This is a genomic window from Allobosea sp. GW821-FHT03A12 (assembly GCF_058986765.1).
In genome coordinates, this window is sequence record NZ_JBYSVZ010000003.1 from 451,691 (window position 1) to 469,095 (window position 17,405).

Sequence of the window (17,405 nt, forward strand, 5' to 3'; positions counted from 1 at the left end):
CCCTGTTGTTATGATCGTTGCAACGCGTCGCAGGCCGTCTTGATGCGGGCGCAGGCCTCCTCGATCGCGCCGAGCGAGGTCGCGATCGACAGGCGCAGATAGGGCGAGAGCCCATAGGCCGAGCCGTCGAGGACGGCGACGCCGGCTTCTTCGAGCAGGTAAAGCGCGACATCGAGGTCGCTCTGCAGCACCTGCCCGTCCGGCCGGCGCCGGCCGATCAGCCCGGCGCAGCTCGGATAGACATAGAAGGCGCCGTCGGGCTTGAGGCAGCTCATCCCGTCGATCGCGTCGAGCAGCTCGACCGCGCGGTCGCGCCGCTGGCGATAGGCCGAGCGCGCCTCGCCGACGAAGCTCTGGTCGCCTTCGAGCGCAGCGGCTGCTGCTGCCATGCACATCGAGGCGGCGCCCGAGGTGGTCTGCGACTGGATGACGTTGATCGCCTTGGTCAGCGCCTTCGGCCCGGCGCCGTAGCCGATGCGGAAGCCGGTCATGGCATAGGTCTTGGAGACGCCGTTGACGAGCAAGGTCCGCTCGCGCAGCTCCGGCGCGATCGCGACCGGGCAGACCGGCTCGCCATCGTCGAAGCGGATATGCTCGTAGATGTCGTCGGTCATCAGCGCGACCTGTGGATGGCGCTTCAGCACTTCGGTCAGTGCCGCCATCTCGGTGGCGGAATAGAAGGCGCCGGTCGGATTCGACGGCGTGTTCAGGATCAGCCAGCGCGTGCGTGGCGTGATGACAGCTTCGAGCGCTTCGGCAGTGAGCTTGAAGCCGGCGTTCTCGCCGCATGCGACGATGACCGGGGTGCCGTCGCAGGCCAGCACCATGTCGGGATAGGACACCCAGTAGGGCGCGGGCACGATGACCTCGTCGCCTTCGCCGACGGTCGCCGCCAGCGCGTTGAAAATCACCTGCTTGGCGCCGCTGCCGACCACGATCTCGTCGGCGGCATAGGTCACGCCGTTCTCGCGGGCGAACTTGGCGATGATTGCCTTGCGCAGGCGGACCGTGCCGTTGACGGGCGCATACCGGGTCTCGCCGGCGGCCATCGCTGCGGTCGTCGCCTGCTGGATATGCAGGGGCGTGTCGAAATCGGGCTCGCCGGTGGTCAGGTCGATGATGTCGCGGCCCAGCGCCTTCAGCTCCTGGGCGCGCATGCGTGCCACCATGCTGGGCGAGGGCTTGATCCGGCCGACGCGGGCGGAGAGGGGGATCGCAGAAACGGTCACGACGCAGCCTTTCCGGCGTTCATGTAGAAGCCGTCGACCTTGCCCTCGGCAATCGCGGCGAGCGCGTTCGCCTCGCGCTCTTCCTGCTGGCGCACGAGATCGAGGAGTTCGGCCGCGTCGGCCCGGTCGAAGACGACGATGCCGTCCGTGTCGCCGACCACGACGTCGCCGGGCATCACCACCATGCCGTCGATCGAGACCGGGATGTTGATCTCGCCCGGCCCGCTCTTATAGGGGCCGCGATGCGTTACGCCGCGGGCGTAGCAGGGAAAATCCGCCTGCTGGAAGGCGTCGACATCGCGGATGGCGCCGTCGATGACGAAGCCGGCGACGCCCATCGCCCGCGCCCGGCTCATCATGATCTCCCCGACCAGCGCCTGGGTCAGATCGCCGCCGCCATCGACGACGAGGATGTCGCCCGGGCGCAGCAGCTCATAGGCGCGGTGCAGGGTCTGGTTGTCGCCCGGCCTCGTCTTCACCGTCACGGCCGTGCCGAGAAGCCGACCGGAGCGATGATAAGGCCGCAGCGCCCTCGTCCCGTGCAGACGGTTCATCACGTCGGAAATGATCGAGACGGGAGCGGTCCGGAAGCCGTCGAGGATCGCCTCCGGCACGGCAGGACTGTTCGGATTGGTACGGTGGCCGATCAGCGGCATGGAAGATTCCGTCCCCAAGAGCTTGGTTTCGGAAATTATGTGACATGGCGATGATGACAGAAAGCGAATATATTTCTCGCCAGCTATCGCTTTTATTCATCGTCAAATGTGGCGGCAAGCGGTGGAGGAAGCGATGCCGGCGAGCCTGAGACAGATCGAAGCCTTCTATTGGACCGCCAGGCTCGGCGGCTTCACCGAGGCGTCGCGGCATCTTCATCTGGCGCAATCGACGGTGTCGAAGCGGATCATCGAGCTCGAGGCGGTGATCGGCGGGCCGCTCTTCGACCGCACGAGCCATGCCCTGCGCCTGACACGGGCCGGCGAGGCGAGCCTGCCGATCGCCGCCGAGATGCTCGCGCTGGAACCCCGCTTCCGCGAGGCGGCCGGCGGCGCCGCGACCTTCTCGGGTCCGTTCCGCTTCGGCGCGACCGAACTCGTCGCCCTGACCTGGCTGCCCAAGCTGATCGTCGCGATGAAGCGCGACTATCCCAATGTCGTACCGGTGCCGGAGGTCGCAGCCAGCGTCGACTTGTTCGGCAAGCTGGCGGCCAACGAGCTGGACCTCGTCATCGCGCTGGATCCCCCGCAAGCGCCGGAATTCACCGCATTGCCGCTCGATGCCGTCCAGCTCGAATGGGTGTCGGCCCCGGGCTTCGGCCCGGAGGAGAGTCTGATCCCGCTCGGCGAGATGGCGAAGTATCCGATCCTGACGCAGACGCAAGGCTCGGGCCTGCAGAAGCTGGTGCTCGACTGGGCGGTGGCCAACAGGCTCGCGATCAACCGCGTCGTCCAGTGCAACAGCCTGAACGTGCTGGCGGGCCTGGCAGCTGCCGGATTGGGCGTCACCTTCCTGACGGCCAGCTATTTCGGCCCGGAGATCGCCAACGGCCGGCTACGCGTCATCCGGACCGAGCCGCCGATTCCGCCGCTGCGCTATTACGCCGTTCACCGCAAGGGCGATGTCTCGCCGCTCGCAGCGCGCATCGCGGCAATCGCTCAGCGATCCTGTGATTTCAGCGCCCGCAGCTTGCCGCGGGACTGAGCAGTGAATTGGACGGGCATCTGTCAGTCGATGCCGGCGATGATCTCGCGAATGAAGGCATTCGAAAGGGCGTGCTGCGATCTGAAGGCTGCGCAACCTCCCGAAAACGAAAGAAGCGGGTCCGCATGATCTGCGAACCCGCTTCCGAAAGCGACTGCTCAGGGGACGGCTGTCAGCGCGTCGTCCAGGCGCCGTTCTTGACCGTGCGCAATTCGAGCTCGACCGGCAGCTTGGTCTGGCCGTTCTCGTCGAAGCTGGTGTGGCCCATCGCGCCGTCGTACTGCGTCTCGCGGATCGCCTTGGCGATGGCCGCCTTGTCCTTCGTGCCGGCCTTCTTGATCGCCTCGACGATGATGTTGGCGGAGTCGTAGGCGTTCTTGGTGTAGGTCGTCGCCGGCTCGGCGAAATTTGCGGCCTGATAATCCTTGGTCAGCTTCTCCAGCTGCGGATTGCCCTTCTCCTTGACGATGCCGGAGACGGTGCCTTCGGCAGCCGCGCCGGCGATCTTGATGAACTCCGCGTCATGGAAGCCGTCGACGCCGATCATCGGGATGGCCATGCCGAGCTCGACCATCTGCTGGCGCACCAGGCCGGCCTCGGTGACGACGCCGCCGAAATAGATCGCGTCGGGGGCGCTGCCCTTGACCTTGGTCAGCAGGGCGCGGAAGTCGGTCGTGCCGACCGGCACGGCCTCGGCGGCCACGATCGAGCCGCCCGCAGCCTTGTAGAACTTCGAGAAGTTCTGGGAGTTGGCGAAGCCGTAGTCGCTCGTGTCGGACACGATCGCGATCTTCTTGCCGACCGATTCGGCAGCCCATTTGGCCAGGGGCTCGTTGGTATTGACCAGCGTCGTCACGACCCGCGAGATCATCGGGTTGTTGCGTTCGGTGATCTTGGGCGAGATCGCGCCCCAGACGATGAAGGGCACATTGGCGCGCTGGAAGACTTGGATGGTCGCCAGAGCGACGCCGCTGTTCCAGTGGCCGGTCGCGGCCGCCACCTGCGGGTCATTGGTCAGCTTCAGCGCCGCGGCGACGCCGGTCTGCGGGTTGGCGGCGTCGTCGAGGATGACAGCCTCCAGCTTGAAGGGCAGGCCTGCCTTGTTCGCCTGATCGATGGCGAGCTGGAAACCGTTGCGGGCCGAAAGGCCCTGCTGGGCGTTGCCGCCGCTCAACGGGCCGATGAAGCCGATCTTGACGGTTTCCTGGGCGCAGGCCGTCGCGGCGCCCCATGCCATCGCCGCGGCGACCGTCGAGGCGCGCAGCAATGCCGAAAATGAGCCGGTGCCGGCGCCGAACGTGAAAGTCATGACCCCCTCCAGGATTTATGTAGAGCGCCAACGGCCGGCCACGCCGATCCCGAGGGTGCTTCGGCGGGACAATCCGCTCTTCCGGAAACGCGAAGCAAATCGGATATTTCGAACCCCGGGCCTCGGTTTGCCTAAGCAGCTGGCCGGGAGCGGAACGAACCCGCCCGGCGGGCTGCCTCAAGACAATCAAAGCAGAGATTCCGAAATTACGACTCCTGTCCGCATCCGGGCTGGTGCACAGCCGGGCAAGCGGCCACAAGGCGGCTGCCAAGACAAGCTGCCCAAGACGACAAGCTGCCAAGACAAAAGAGGGGAATGGAATGGCCGAGCAGCTCCTGCAACAGATCCTGAACTGGATCACGCTCGGCTCGATCTATGCCCTGATCGCGGTCGGTTTCAGCCTGCTGTTCGGCGTGCTGAACATCATCCATTTCTCCCATGGCGACGTGGCGCTGATCGCGCCGTTCCTGGCGCTCGCTCTGATACAGACCTTCGCGGCGGCGCTCGGGGCAGCAGCGACGCCGGGCACCATGCTGCTCTGCGTCGCTCTCGCCATCGCGCTGACGGGGCTGCTCGGCATCCTGCTCGACTTCCTCGTCATCCAGCGATTCCGCAACGCGCCTGCGATGATGGCCCTGGTCGCCACCGTCGCGCTCGGCATCGTGCTGCGCGAGCTGATCCGCCATCTCTTCCCCAACGGCTCGAACCCGCATGCGGTGCCGCGTCTCGTCCAGGGCAGCATCAATGCGCTCGGCGTGACGGTGCCGGCCTTCAACCTCGTCGCGATCGCGGTTTCGGTGCTCTGCGTCGCCGGGCTGTTCTTCCTGCTCGGCAACACCCGCCTCGGCCTTCACATCAAGGCCGTCTCGCAGGATCGCGATGCCGCGCGTTTGCTCTCGATTGCGCCCGGAAAGATCTTCCGGATCACCTTCTTCATCGCCTCCGCGGTCGGTGCCGTCGGTGGCCTGTTCTTCGCGGGCTATGCCGGCATCGTGCGCTTCGATTTCAGCATCGATGTCGGGCTGATCGGCTTTTCCGCGGCGGTGGTCGGCGGGCTGGGCTCGATGCCCGGCGCGATCATCGGCAGCCTGGTGATCGCCGGCCTCGACACGCTGGTGCAGGCGACGGTGCCGAACGGCGCGGCCTATCGCCTGGTCTTCGTCTTCCTGCTGGTGATCGGCGTGCTGGTGTTCCGGCCGGCCGGCCTCTTCGGCCGCACCGTCGTCGAAAAGGTCTGAACCGATGACGGATGTGACAGTTCCCGCCCGCGCGACGCTCGGCACCACCAGCGGCCTTGCGCTCGTCGCGCTGACGGAAGTCGCGGGCGCCGCCTTCCTGCGCCAGTTCCTGCTGGTCGACGACTGGCGCGCGGTGGTCGGCCTGCTCGCTTTGTTCGGCGGCGTGCTTGTCGCGATGCAGCGCCTGCCCGCGATCGAGGCCGGCATCGAGCAGGCCTTCGGTGCCAACCGGCGCTTCGCAGTGCTGCTCGGCATGGCGATCGTGCTCGCCTTTCCCTTCGTGCTGCAGGGCAGCTCCTATGCGCTGCATCTGCTGATCATCGCGCAGCTCTATGCCGTGCTGGCGCTGGCGCTGAACTTCCAGCTCGGCAGCGCCAACATCCCGAACTTCGCCACTGGCGCCTCCTATGGCATCGGCGCCTACGCCTCGGCCCTGCTCGCTTTGCACTGGGACGTCAGCTTCTGGCTGGCGCTGCCGGCCTCGGCGGTGGTCGCGACCATCTTCGGCTTCCTGCTCGGCATCCCCTCGATGCGCACGCGGGACAGCTATCTGGCGCTGGTGACGATCGCCTTCGGCGTCGTCGTCCACCAGCTCCTCAACAATCTGGAATTCACCGGCGGCCCCAACGGGCTGGTGGGGATCCCGGCGCCGGAGCTGTTCGGCCACTCCTTCGCCTCGCCCCTCGTGATCCTCGGGCATTCGCTGCCATCCCAGGCGAATTTCTACTATCTCTCGGCGCTGCTCGTCGGCGTCGCGATCCTGTTCGCCGGGCGGCTGCACCATTCGCGGATCGGCCTGGCCTGGAATGCGCTGCGGGCGGACGAACTCGCGGCCCGCTGCCAGGGCATCAACACCACCTGGTACAAGGTGCTGGCCTTCGCGGTGGACGCGTTCCTCGCCGGTTTCGCCGGCACGATCTACGCCTTCTATGTCGGCTTCATCTCGCCCGACAACTTCACCTTCCTGGTGTCGGTGACGATCATGACCATGGTCATCGCCGGCGGCATGGACAACACGCTCGGCGTGATCGTCGGCGCCTTCCTGCTGACGATGCTGCCCGAGAAGCTGCGTGCCTTCTCCGACTACCGCATCCTGTTCTTCGGCATCACCGTGATCGCCTTCCTGATGATCCGCCCGCAGGGAATCTTCCCGCAGCGGCTGCGCCGCTACGGAGGCTGACCATGGATCCCGCCATCATCCTGCAAGGCCAGGGCCTGACCATGCGCTTCGGCGGCCTGGTCGCCATGGCCGAGGTCGACTTCTCGCTGCGCAAGGGCGAGGTGCTCGGCATCATCGGGCCGAACGGGGCCGGCAAGTCGACCCTGCTCAACATCATCACCGGGCTGTACGTTCCGTCTTCGGGTGAGGTCAGGCTTTCCGGCGAGCTGCTCAACGGCCAGCCGGCGCATCGCATCGTCGCCAAGGGGATCGCGCGCACCTTCCAGTCGAGCCGGCTCTTCGCCGACCTGTCGGTGCTCGACAACGTCATCATCGGCCGCCACACCCATATGAAGACCGGGGTGTTCGACGCGATCTTCAACCGCCGCAAGGCCGATGCCGAGCTCGATGCCGCCGCCGAGATCGCCGAGCGCCTGCTGAAGGCCGTCTCGCGCGAGCTCCACGCCCAGCGCCACAGGCCGGCGGGCGAGCTGCCGCAGGCCGATCGCAGGCGCCTCGAGATCGCTCGCGCGCTGGCGAGCGAGCCCAAGGTACTGCTTCTCGACGAACCGTCCTCCGGCATGGACGATGCCGACACCGACGCGCTGATGGACGATATCCGCTCGGTCTGCGCCGAGCGGCCGGACCTCGCCTTGATGATCATCGAGCACGACATGCGGCTGATCGCATCGCTGCCGCAGCGGGTGCTGGTCCTCGACTACGGCCAGAAGCTCGCCGAGGGCACCTTCGAGGAGGTCCGCCTGATCCCGCGTGTGCAGGAAGCCTATCTCGGCCGCAAGGGAGCCCAGCATGCTCAGGCTTGAGAACGTCGACACCAATTACGGCGTGGTGGCGATGCTGCGCGACGTCTCGCTCAGCGTCGAGCCGGGCGAGCTGGTCTGCATCCTCGGGCCCAACGGCGCCGGAAAGACCACGATCTTCCGGGCGATCTCAGCGCTGCTGCCGCTGGCGCGCGGCCGCATCGCGATCATGGGGCAGGATCTCAAGGGCTCGCGCACAGAGGCGCTCAGCGCGCTCGGCGTCGGCTTCGTGCCGGAGGGCCGGCGGCTGTTCGGCGACATCTCGGTGCGCGACAACATCCGCCTCGGCTACGAGGCGCAGGGGCATCAGGCCGGCTTCGAGGATCGGCTGGAGGAGATGCTGGAGCTCTTCCCGCGCGTCCGCGAACGCATCCGCCAGCGCGCCGGCACGCTGTCGGGCGGCGAGCAGGCCATGGTGGCGCTGGCGCGCGCCCTCGTCGGCAAGCCGAAATTCGTGATCATGGACGAGCCCTCGCTCGGCCTCTCGCCGAAGCTGATCGACGAGTATTTCGACACGGTCGCGGCGGTGAACCGCAACGGCACGACCGTGCTGCTGATCGAGCAGAACGCCGAGATGGCGCTTTCCATCGCCCATCGCGGCATCCTGCTCACCAAGGGGCGGGTCGTCGCGGCGGGCAACGCTACCGAGCTGCTCGGCAGCGACGCCGTGCGGCATCTGTATCTCTAAGCCTGGGCAGAGGAAGGCGACGCGGCGATGGACACGCTGACGATCCTGGACAGGCTGGTGGGGTTCGCCACGGTCAGCCGCGATCCGAACCGGCCGCTGATCGATTTCGTCCGCGATTTCCTTACCGGGCACGGCATCGAGAGCGAGATCGTCGAGGCCGAGGATGGGCGCAAGGCCAATCTGTTCGCCACCATTGGCCCGAAGGACCGGCCGGGCGTCATGCTCTCCGGCCACACCGACGTCGTCCCCGTGGACAGCCAGGACTGGAGCCACGACCCGTTCCGGCTGAGGGTCGCGGACGGGCGCGCCTATGGACGCGGCACCACCGACATGAAGGGCTTCGTCGCCTCGGCGCTCGCGCTCGCCGTGCGTGCCTCGACGCGCGAACTCGAAACGCCGCTGCATCTCGCCTTCAGCCATGACGAAGAGATCGGCTGCGTCGGCGTGCGCTCGCTGATCGACCGGCTGGCGAGCCGGCCGCTGCGGCCGAAGCTCGCGATCATCGGCGAGCCAACGGCGATGGCGATCGCGACCGGGCACAAGGGCAAGCTCGCGGCGCGGGCAACTTGCTGCGGCGTCACCGGACATTCCGCTTTGGCGCCGAACGCGCTGAACGCCATCCATCTCGCCTGCGATTTCATCGGCACGCTGCGCGGGCTGCAGAGCGAGATCGAGCGGGACGGCCCGCGCGACGCCGATTACGACATCCCCTACACCACGCTGCATGCCGGGCGCATCGCGGGCGGGACCGCGCTCAACATCGTGCCGGAGCGCTGCACGATCGATTTCGAGATCCGCAACGTCGCCGAGGACGATCCCGAGGCGATCCTGGCCCGGCTGATGGACGAGGCGGCCGCCCTCGTCACGTCGCGGCGCGAGCGCTTTCCGGGCGCCGGGATCGGTTTCGAGCGGCTGAACGACTATCCGGGGCTGGCGACACCGGTGACTTCCGAAGCCGTCGCCTTCCTGCGCGGGATCCTCGACGACAGCGCCCTCTGCAAAGTGGCCTTCGGCACCGAGGGCGGGCTGTTCTCGCAGCGGCTGGGAATCCCGGTGCTGGTCTGCGGGCCGGGCTCGATGGAGCAGGGGCACAAGGCGGACGAGTTCATCACGCTCGACCAGCTCGCGGCCTGCGACCGGATGATGGACCGGCTGCTCGACAGGATCGCGGCCTGATCCTCTGCTTTGCCGGCCCGCATCTATCGTGCTTTATGCTGGTCAGATGCGGTTCTCCTTGCGCCAACTCGAATATTTCATCGCGGCCGGCGAGACGGGCAGCATCACCCTCGCCTCCGAGATGATCCATATCTCGCAGCCATCGATCTCGACCGCGATCTCGCATCTGGAGCGGGAGCTGAACGTGCAGCTCTTCATCCGACATCACGCCCAGGGCCTGTCGCTGACGCCGGTCGGCCGGGCGTTGCTGAGCGAGGCCAAGCGGGTCGTCGGCCAGGCCGAAAGCCTCTACACCGTCGCCGCGGACACCATCGGCACCGTACGCGGCACGCTCTCGCTCGGCTGCATGGTGACGCTGGCGCCGATGCTGGTGCCGGAGCTCAGCAACGGCTTCGTCGCGGCCTTTCCCGAGACCACGATCCGCCATGTCGAGGGCAACCAGGAGGATCTTCTGAGGGGGCTGCGCCGCTCCGAGGTCGATGTGGCGCTGACCTATGATCTGCAGGTGCCCGACGACATCGCGTTCGTGCCGCTGGTCAGCCTGCCGCCCCATATCGTCGTGGCGGAAACGCACCCGCTGGCACAACAGAGCGCCGTCACGCTGGAGGAGCTCGTGGAGCAGCCGCTCGTGCTGCTCGACCTCCCGCTGAGCCGCGAATATTTCCTGGCGCTATTCATGGCCGCCGGCATCGTGCCGACGATCGCGGCGCGCTCGGCCTATCCGGACGTGGTGCGGGCGATGGTCGCCAACGGCGCGGGCTATGCGCTGTTCAACGTCCGGCCGCGCTCCGATCACTCGCTCGACGGGCGCAAGCTGGTCTCGATCCGGCTCGCAGGCGAGCACCGCCCGATGACGATCGGCGTCGCGACGCTGGCGTCGCTCGCCAAGTCGAAGCTGATCGAGGCCTTCCAGGCGCATTGCGAAGCGCGCATTTCGCGCGCCTACATTCCCGGCATGATCGCGCCGGTCATGACGGACCGGACGCGCGTGGAGGCCTGACCTGGCTCGTCGCGACCGGCGCGTGGCTCATTCGTCTCCGGGAACGCCGTAGGACGGCGCCTGCCGCGGATCGAGCGCGCGCTGGATGTAGGCGTCGAGCTGGGGCTTGTAGACCTCCCAGGCCGTCGCCACCGCCTCGATCGGGCAGTCTTCCGTCCAGTCGCAGCGCAGATCAGCGACCGGCCAGCTGACCTTGTCGACGATCTTGAGCCCGGCCGAATGCACCGGCCCGGCTTCGCCGCCGGCGACGAGGCCGGCGCGCATCGCCGCGATCAGCCGGTCGCCGAGATGGCCGGATGAGGCGAGGAAGCCGTCGACGATCGCCTGCGGCACGCCGTCATTGGCCAGGAGATTGCCGCCGGAGGCGACGTCCCGCGCTTGCGCCTGGGTCCAGATCCCCAGCGAGTTCGGGCCGGAATGGATCGCCGTTTCGCCGTTCCGGTCGACCGCCAGGACCTGACGGTACTCGATGAACTTGCTGCGCCGGCGCACTTCGGCGATCGCCTCGGCCGCGCTCATGCCGCCTTGCATCAGATCGAGCGCCAGCGGGCCCAGCGTCGGGTCGGTGACGTTCTGCGAGGCGACGGCTCCGACGCCGGCACGCGCATAGGAGCAGCGCGCGGCGACGGCCGGCGAGGACGAGGAGATCGCGACCCCGAACATCCCGGTCCGGGCGCAGCGGGCGACCAGCGAGAAGGTCACGCGATCACTCCGGGATCACGGCGGTGCCGTCGATCTCGACCAGCCATTCCGGCCGGGCGAGCGCCTGCACCACGAGGCCGGTCGAGACCGGATGCACGCCTTTGATGTATTCGCCCATGGTGCGGTAGACCGCCTCGCGATGGCGAACGTCGGTGATGTAGACGACGACCTTGACCAGATGCTCCATCTGGCCGCCGGCCTCCTCGATCAGCTGCTTGATGTTCTGCATGACCTTGTGGGTCTGCTCGGCCGGGTCGTGGCTGTCGATGTTCTTGGCATCGTCGAGATTCTGCGGGCACTGGCCGCGCAGCCAGACGATCTTGCCGCCTTTCGTCACCACCGCCTGGGCGAGGTCATTGTCGAGCTTCTGCTCGGGATAGGTATCCTTGGTGTTGAACTTGCGGATGCGGGTATGCGCCATCTCGGCCTCCATCGGATCTGTTGAACTATATCGCGTCGCTACGCGTCAGGCCGGCTCGAGCTCGCCCCGGGCGGCGGCGTCATAGGCCATGTACTGGCGCTGGATCACGATCTGGTCGGCGACGTATTTCGCATCGTGCCAGACGCCCCAGATGAAGCTGGAGCCGCGCCGCGACTGCCAGGGCAGGCCGAGGAAATAGATGCCGGGCTCCGAGGAGACGCCGCGCTGGTGCCGGGGCTTGCCGCTCTCGTCGAAGGCGTCGACCTGCATCCAGCCATAATCGGCGGCAAAACCCGTCGCCCAGATGATCGTGCCGATGCCGGTCTGCGCAAGATCGAGCGACAGGATCGGCCGGGCGATGCAGTCGGCATTCGGGACGCGGTCGCGGGCATCAGGTTCCTCGGGCAGGTCGAGGCCGTTGCGGGCGATATAGGCGTCGGCCTCGTCGAGCAGGGCATCATGGTTCTCGTCGCCGGCCCGCAGGTTCTCGACGAGATCGGGCGCGAAGCGGACGACGCCGTCCGTGCAGGCGTCGGTCCGGCCGACCAGGATCATGCCCCGGGCGGCGAGACGGCGGAAATCGATGGTGTGGCCACCCTGCGCGCCGCTGACGGCGATGGTGACATGCTCCTTGCCCGCTTCGCGGGTTGCAGCGTCCCATTTGCCGAGCACGCCCAGCCACCAGCAGAAGTCGCGGCCGCGATAGCCCCGCGGCGGTCGGTCATGCGGTCCCACCGAGAGATAGACGCGCCGCCCCGCCTGCATCAGCTCCTCGGCGATCTGGGTGCCAGACGAGCCGGAGCCGACGACCAGCACCGCACCATCAGGCAATTGCGCGGGATTGCGGTAGCCGGTCGAGTGCATCTGCAGCAGGCCGGCCCGCTCGGGAACCACAGGGGGGATGACGGGCGTCTGGAAGGGGCCGGTCGCAGCGACGATGCGCTCGGCCTCGATCGCCCCCTCAGAGGTCTCGACCCGAAAGCCCGGGCGGCCCGCATTGCGCTCGACCTTCAGCACCTCGACGCCGCAGCGGATCGGAGCCGCGATCTTCTTGGCAAAGGCGACGAAGTAATCGGCGACGGTTTCCTTGCCCGGAAAATCGTCCGGCCCGACGCTGCTTTCGACATCGCCGAAGGTCATGCCGGGAAAGCGGTCATGCCAGGCCGGACCATTGGCGACGAGCGAGTCCCAGCGTTCCGAGCGCCAGCGCTCGGCGATGCGATGCCGCTCCAGCACGAGATGCGGCACGCCGCTGCGGCCAAGATGCTCGCTCATGGCAAGCCCCGCCTGGCCGGCGCCGATGACGAGCGTGTCTATCTTCTCAACTGACATTGTCCGCCCTTGCCGATGTTCTCGCGCTCCCCCCAGGGGGCGCGTCATGGCACTGGTCTAATGGGCGGCTCGATCCCGGAAAAATATGAAATCTTGCGGCAGTGCTTAGGAAGCCCCGAAACGGTCACGCTCTGCGGGCTCGGCGCATTGCCGGTTGCCAGCGGCGAGCATGGGCGTGTCAGCTGGTCCAGTAGGAGGTCGCAAACCATTCTGCATCGACCTCGGAGGCGTAGGAGCAGCCCTGCCGCCACCGAGGGCGCACCGCGTTCAGCCCGGCCGCCGCATCAGGCTGATCGGCCGGCCGAGCCGCGCCACCTTGTCTTCGAGCATGACGAGGTCCTGCGGTATCCGCCGGATTGCCTCGACCGAAGCGTCGAGCGCCGCCGAACGTGGGCCGGCGATCACGGCGCAAGCCAGCACCGAGACGCCCTCCGGCAGCTCACCGGCCAGTTGCGGGACCAGCGTCTTGGGGGCGACCAGATTGGTGTTGGGCGGCGCGATCTGGGCCTTGCCGTCGCGCCGGAGGCTCGGCGAGAGATCGAACAGCGCCGACAGATCGGCTGATGTCCGGATGATGGCTTCTCCGGGCTCGGCGCGGTGCCCGTCGGCAGGTCCCGGCGGGCGCGGGATCGCGAAGCCTCCTTCGAGCGTAACGAGCTGGCGCGGCGTCGTGACGCGATGCACCCGGACATGGTGGTCGTCCTGCCAGTACACCCAGCTCTCGACCGCGACATCGGCATAGGGGCGCCAGCGCGCGAACAGGAGATCGCCGGCGAGCAGCGCTTCCTCGTTGTATTCGCGGAAACGGTAATGCTGCCCGTCGCTGCTGAAGCCGATCATGTTGTCGAGCACGGCTTCGGACAGGCGTAAGGGGTCGCTCTCGATGCTGAAGCCGTAGCGCGCCGAATAGGCGAACTTCGCGTATTTCTGCGCGCCGAGGCGGGCCCAGCGATTGGTCGGCTCGGTCTGCTGGCCGCAGACCAAGGCGACGGCATCGCCGGGCGGATTGGCCACCACCATGCCGGCGTGGGGCAGCACCGCAGGCGCCGGCCGCGGCGGGCAGGGCGCTTCCTCTGCTGCCCAGAACGGATGCTCCTTCGGCAAAGCGAGCGGCAGGAAGGCCTTGAAGGCCCAGTAGGGCGATTGCGGCGAGTTGTAGCTCTCGCACATGTGCAGGTCGGGATAGCCATAGCCGACGGGCAGGATGCCGTCGCGCTCGGCCATCGGGCGCTGCGCCCACCAGCGCAGATTGCGCAGATAGAAGCCCTTGATCTGGCCCCAGGGCAGCGCTTCCTCGCCGATCAGGGCAAGCGCCCCCCAGAAGCCGGCGATGGCGAAGCGGTAGGTCATCGAGCGCCCGAAGGCGATAGCCGGGCCATCATCGGCGAACCAGCGCGCGATATCGGGCGCAATCAGCCGGGCGCGCTCGCGGTAGTCGTCGGCATGCTGGCCGCCTCGCAACGCGGCCAGCAGCGGTCCGTAGAAATGGAAGGCGAAGGGTATGTAATGGTCGGCGCGCCGGACATTGCCGTCGCTGTACCAGCCGTCGCCGAAATAGAACGCCTCGATCTCCTCGGCGTAACGCTCGTCGAGCGAGCGGTCATAGTCGGCGCCGACGCTGGCGAGCCCCATGCCGATCATCAGCCGGAAGAACTTCCAGTTGTTGTCGGCGAAATCGCAGGCGTGGCCGCGCCTGAGATAGTCGGCGACCTGCGTGCGGGCGCGGGCGTCGAGAGGCTCCCAGAGCTTGTCGGGCACCAGGCGCAGGGCGAAGCCGATCGCCGCCAATTCGACCAAGCGCTGGTCGACCTGGCCCGGCCAGCCCCAGAATTCCAGATGGTCGGGATCGCAGCCATTGGCGAGGCCGCGCGCGATCGGCCCCCAGTCGATCCAGTCGGCACCGCCCGCCTGCGCCGGAGCCAGGCCCCAGAGCAGGCGGGCGTAGCCCTCCATGTCCGCCGGCGCATGGTCGAAATGCGCGGCGGTGGCGGAGAGACGTAAGCGCGCTCCGCCGGCCGAGCGATAGCGTTCGACCGGCTCGGCCAGGACGCGAAGCGCCTGTTCGACATCGGCGCGACTACGCAGCGGATTGCCGGACCAGGGGCGGAAGAGCCCTTCCGGATAGATCGTATCGCTCATGGTCACCTGTCGCCGGCCGAAAATCCGAAACGGAGCGCCGTACTGGTGCTCCGCGATGCTGCGCCGCTACGGCTTGATGATGCGCAGGGCGTCGGCGAGCAGCTGCTCGCCGGCCTTGGTCGGGCTGAGCTGTCCGAACGCGACCTTGTCGGCGATCGAACGGAAGGAGCGCTCGTCGAACTCGGAGGTGCCGAGCGGGAAGGGCGGGGGATAGGGACCGACACGGCTCTCGATCAGCTTGAGATAGTCGAGCACCTTGCGCTCCAGCGGATCGATCGTCGGGGCGATCGCCGCCATCACGTCCTGGTTGATCGGGGCGCCGCGCTCGACGCCGAGCACCTTGCCCGCTTCGACGTCGTTGACGAAGAAATCGATGAAGCGGGCTGCCAGCTCCGGCGACTTTGTCGTGCTCGCGATCGCCCAGTGCAGGCCCGGCCGGTAGAACAGGCCGGATGGCGCCGACTGGTTCAGGATCGGCAGCGCCGTCAGGTCGAGCGGGGATTTGGCGACCGCCTGATAGGCGGCCAGCAGGTTGGAATAGGACAGCGTCATGACGGCATTGCCGCGCGCCATCTGGTTGCTGTCGACATTGGCCTTGTCGAGGGCCTGAACTTCCGCGCTGGCGCAGCCGCCTGCCTTGGCGAGCGCCTCCCAATAGGCGAACCATTCGGCGCCGTCCTTGGCGTCGAAGCCCGGCCGGCCTTCCTCGGTGAAGATCAGCTTGCCGCGCTGGAGCAGCCAGGACTGGAAGGTCTGCATGTAGCGCGAGCAGTTGCCGACGGCCCAGACGTTCTTCCTGCCCATCGCCTTGGTCAGATCGATGCAGAGCTTGGCGAACTCGTCCCAGGTCGTCTTGGGTGTCGGCGGCGCGATGCCGGTCTCCCTGAACGGCTCGGTATGGTAGAGCAGCGCGAAGGCGTTGAGCGACAGAGGCATGCCCATGACCTTGCCGTCGACCGTGCCGAGCGCCAGCACGCCGGGCGAAAGCCGGTCGGTCCGGATGATCTTGCCGAGATAGTCGTCGAGCGGCCGCGTGGCGCCGCGGCGGCTGTAGTCCGGGAAACGGCCGGGCTCGAGCTGGAAGATGTCGGGCGCGTTGCCGCCGGCGATCATCGTCGTCAGCTTCGACCAGTAGTCGGCGCCACCGACCTCGCCATTGATCTTGACCCCGGCATTGGCCGCCTCGAACAGCCGGGCGACGCCCAGCGTCCGCTCCGTGCGGGTGGGTGTGCCCCACCAGTAGAGGCGCATGACGGTTTCGGCCGCCAGGGCACGAAAGCCCGCCGATGGAGCGAGGGCCGTCGCGCCGAGCGCCAGGCCGCCACGCAGGGTGTCGCGTCTGCTGAGCATCTCTTTCTCCTCCCCGAATAGTGTTGTTGTCGTCGTCGATCCCGGCTTCAGCTGTTCAGGCGCAGTCCGTCGTCTGCGAAGAGATGGCAGCCCTCAGCCATCGCGCCGACCGGCAGGCTGTCGCCGGCATTGATTTGGCGCTGGCCTTCGAGCACCACATTGAGCGCCTGGCCGTCAGCGAGACGGCCATAGGCGATGGTCTGGCCGCCGAGCTGCTCGACATGGATGATCGCGAGCGGGCCGAGGTCGATCTCGGGCGTGCCTCCGGTGATCACATGCTCTGGTCGGACCCCCAGCGACAGCGTCTCGCCGGGATCGATCCCGCGCTGGGTCGGCAGGCTGAACCGGCTCGCGCCGAGGCCGATCGTGGCGGCATCGGCGCTGCTGGCTGCGGCCTTAACGTCGATGAAGTTCATCTTGGGCGAGCCGATGAAGCCCGCGACGAAGCGGTTGGCCGGCTTGTTGTAGATGTCGAGCGGCGTGCCGTGCTGCTCGACGATGCCGGCGCGCAGCACCACGATCCGGTCGGCCAGCGTCATCGCCTCGACCTGGTCGTGCGTGACGTAGATCATGGTCGCGCCGATGTCGGCATGGAGCTTGGCGATCTCGACGCGGGTCTGGACGCGGAGTTCCGCGTCGAGATTGGACAGCGGCTCGTCGAACAGGAAGATCTTGGGGTCGCGAACGATGGCGCGGCCGATGGCGACGCGCTGGCGCTGGCCGCCCGAGAGCTGGCGCGGCTTGCGCTCGAGCAGCGGCGTGATCTGCAGGATCTCGGCGGCCTTGCGCACGCGCCGGTCGATCTCGGCCTTCGCCATGCGCGCCGTTTCGAGGCCGAACGACATGTTCTTGTAGACGCTCATATGCGGGTAGAGCGCGTAGGACTGGAAGACCATGGCGATGCCGCGCTGCGAGGCCGCCGTGTCATTCATCCTGATGCCGCCGATCGACAATTCGCCGCCGGAGATCGGCTCCAGGCCGGCGATCATCCTGAGCAAGGTCGACTTGCCGCAGCCGGAGGGGCCGACGAAGACGACGAATTCGCCGCTCGTGATCGAGAGGTCGATGCCGCGAATGACCTCGACGGCGCCGAAGCGCTTCTGAACCTGAGTGAGCGATAGCGTGGTCATCTCGGCTGTCGTC

General features: G+C 67.3%; 16 protein-coding genes. 7 read left to right on the forward strand and 9 right to left on the reverse strand.

What is annotated here, in order from left to right; translation table 11 throughout:
* Positions 1-8: 8 nt before the first annotated feature.
* Positions 9-1,229: an aspartate transaminase gene (locus AC3WLC_RS09810; RefSeq protein ID WP_493683741.1), complete on the reverse strand. Its 1,221-nt coding sequence runs from the start codon at positions 1,227-1,229 to the stop codon at positions 9-11.
* Entirely contained in the window at positions 1,226-1,885 is a 660-nt protein-coding gene (locus tag AC3WLC_RS09815; RefSeq protein WP_493683742.1) for an RraA family protein, read from the reverse strand. The genes AC3WLC_RS09810 and AC3WLC_RS09815 overlap by 4 nt, the downstream gene beginning before the upstream one ends.
* A gap of 133 nt (positions 1,886-2,018) precedes the next feature.
* On the opposite strand from AC3WLC_RS09815, the gene AC3WLC_RS09820 reads away from it, so the two are divergent.
* Positions 2,019-2,927 (forward strand): LysR family transcriptional regulator, encoded by a 909-nt coding sequence (locus tag AC3WLC_RS09820; protein ID WP_493683743.1) that lies wholly within the window; start codon positions 2,019-2,021, stop codon positions 2,925-2,927.
* Between the two features lie 172 nt (positions 2,928-3,099).
* Here AC3WLC_RS09820 and AC3WLC_RS09825 read toward each other — a convergent pair whose 3' ends face one another.
* Entirely contained in the window at positions 3,100-4,236 is a 1,137-nt protein-coding gene (locus AC3WLC_RS09825) for a branched-chain amino acid ABC transporter substrate-binding protein (RefSeq protein WP_493683744.1), read from the reverse strand.
* A 320-nt stretch (positions 4,237-4,556) separates the two neighbouring features.
* Here AC3WLC_RS09825 and AC3WLC_RS09830 point away from each other — a divergent pair, with 320 nt between their 5' ends.
* Genes AC3WLC_RS09830 through AC3WLC_RS09855 form a run of 6 tightly spaced genes read left to right on the forward strand, consistent with a single transcriptional unit; the run spans position 4,557 to position 10,318 of the window.
* On the forward strand, positions 4,557-5,474 hold the full coding sequence (locus AC3WLC_RS09830) for a branched-chain amino acid ABC transporter permease (RefSeq protein ID WP_493683746.1): 918 nt from the start codon (positions 4,557-4,559) through the stop codon (positions 5,472-5,474).
* Between the two features lie 4 nt (positions 5,475-5,478).
* Positions 5,479-6,654: an ABC transporter permease subunit gene (locus AC3WLC_RS09835; RefSeq protein WP_493683747.1), complete on the forward strand. Its 1,176-nt coding sequence runs from the start codon at positions 5,479-5,481 to the stop codon at positions 6,652-6,654.
* A gap of 2 nt (positions 6,655-6,656) precedes the next feature.
* Positions 6,657-7,457: an ABC transporter ATP-binding protein gene (locus tag AC3WLC_RS09840; RefSeq protein WP_493683748.1), complete on the forward strand. Its 801-nt coding sequence runs from the start codon at positions 6,657-6,659 to the stop codon at positions 7,455-7,457.
* Entirely contained in the window at positions 7,444-8,142 is a 699-nt protein-coding gene (locus AC3WLC_RS09845; protein WP_493683749.1) for an ABC transporter ATP-binding protein, read from the forward strand. The genes AC3WLC_RS09840 and AC3WLC_RS09845 overlap by 14 nt, the downstream gene beginning before the upstream one ends.
* A 27-nt stretch (positions 8,143-8,169) precedes the next feature.
* The gene (gene argE, locus AC3WLC_RS09850; RefSeq protein ID WP_493683751.1) at positions 8,170-9,318 is read left to right on the forward strand and encodes an acetylornithine deacetylase; all 1,149 of its coding nucleotides are present in this window, start codon (positions 8,170-8,172) and stop codon (positions 9,316-9,318) included.
* A 46-nt stretch (positions 9,319-9,364) separates the two neighbouring features.
* Complete coding sequence (locus tag AC3WLC_RS09855; protein ID WP_493683753.1) at positions 9,365-10,318, forward strand: LysR family transcriptional regulator; 954 nt, start codon at positions 9,365-9,367, stop codon at positions 10,316-10,318.
* 27 nt (positions 10,319-10,345) lie between these two features.
* Here the strand turns inward: AC3WLC_RS09855 and AC3WLC_RS09860 are convergent, their stop codons facing one another.
* The 6 genes from AC3WLC_RS09860 to AC3WLC_RS09885 all read right to left on the reverse strand — a co-directional run bounded on the left by AC3WLC_RS09860 (position 10,346) and on the right by AC3WLC_RS09885 (position 17,392).
* Complete coding sequence (locus AC3WLC_RS09860) at positions 10,346-11,020, reverse strand: DUF1028 domain-containing protein (protein WP_493683754.1); 675 nt, start codon at positions 11,018-11,020, stop codon at positions 10,346-10,348.
* 4 nt (positions 11,021-11,024) lie between these two features.
* Positions 11,025-11,441, reverse strand: coding sequence for a RidA family protein (locus AC3WLC_RS09865; protein ID WP_493683756.1), 417 nt, complete (start codon positions 11,439-11,441; stop codon positions 11,025-11,027).
* Between the two features lie 45 nt (positions 11,442-11,486).
* A complete protein-coding gene (locus AC3WLC_RS09870; RefSeq protein WP_493683758.1) occupies positions 11,487-12,773 on the reverse strand; it encodes a flavin-containing monooxygenase in 1,287 nt (428 codons plus the stop codon).
* A 267-nt stretch (positions 12,774-13,040) separates the two neighbouring features.
* Positions 13,041-14,912: a DUF2264 domain-containing protein gene (locus tag AC3WLC_RS09875; protein ID WP_493683760.1), complete on the reverse strand. Its 1,872-nt coding sequence runs from the start codon at positions 14,910-14,912 to the stop codon at positions 13,041-13,043.
* Between the two features lie 66 nt (positions 14,913-14,978).
* Complete coding sequence (locus tag AC3WLC_RS09880) at positions 14,979-16,262, reverse strand: ABC transporter substrate-binding protein (protein WP_493683761.1); 1,284 nt, start codon at positions 16,260-16,262, stop codon at positions 14,979-14,981.
* A gap of 47 nt (positions 16,263-16,309) precedes the next feature.
* Positions 16,310-17,392: an ABC transporter ATP-binding protein gene (locus tag AC3WLC_RS09885; RefSeq protein ID WP_493683762.1), complete on the reverse strand. Its 1,083-nt coding sequence runs from the start codon at positions 17,390-17,392 to the stop codon at positions 16,310-16,312.
* Positions 17,393-17,405: the final 13 nt, after the last annotated feature.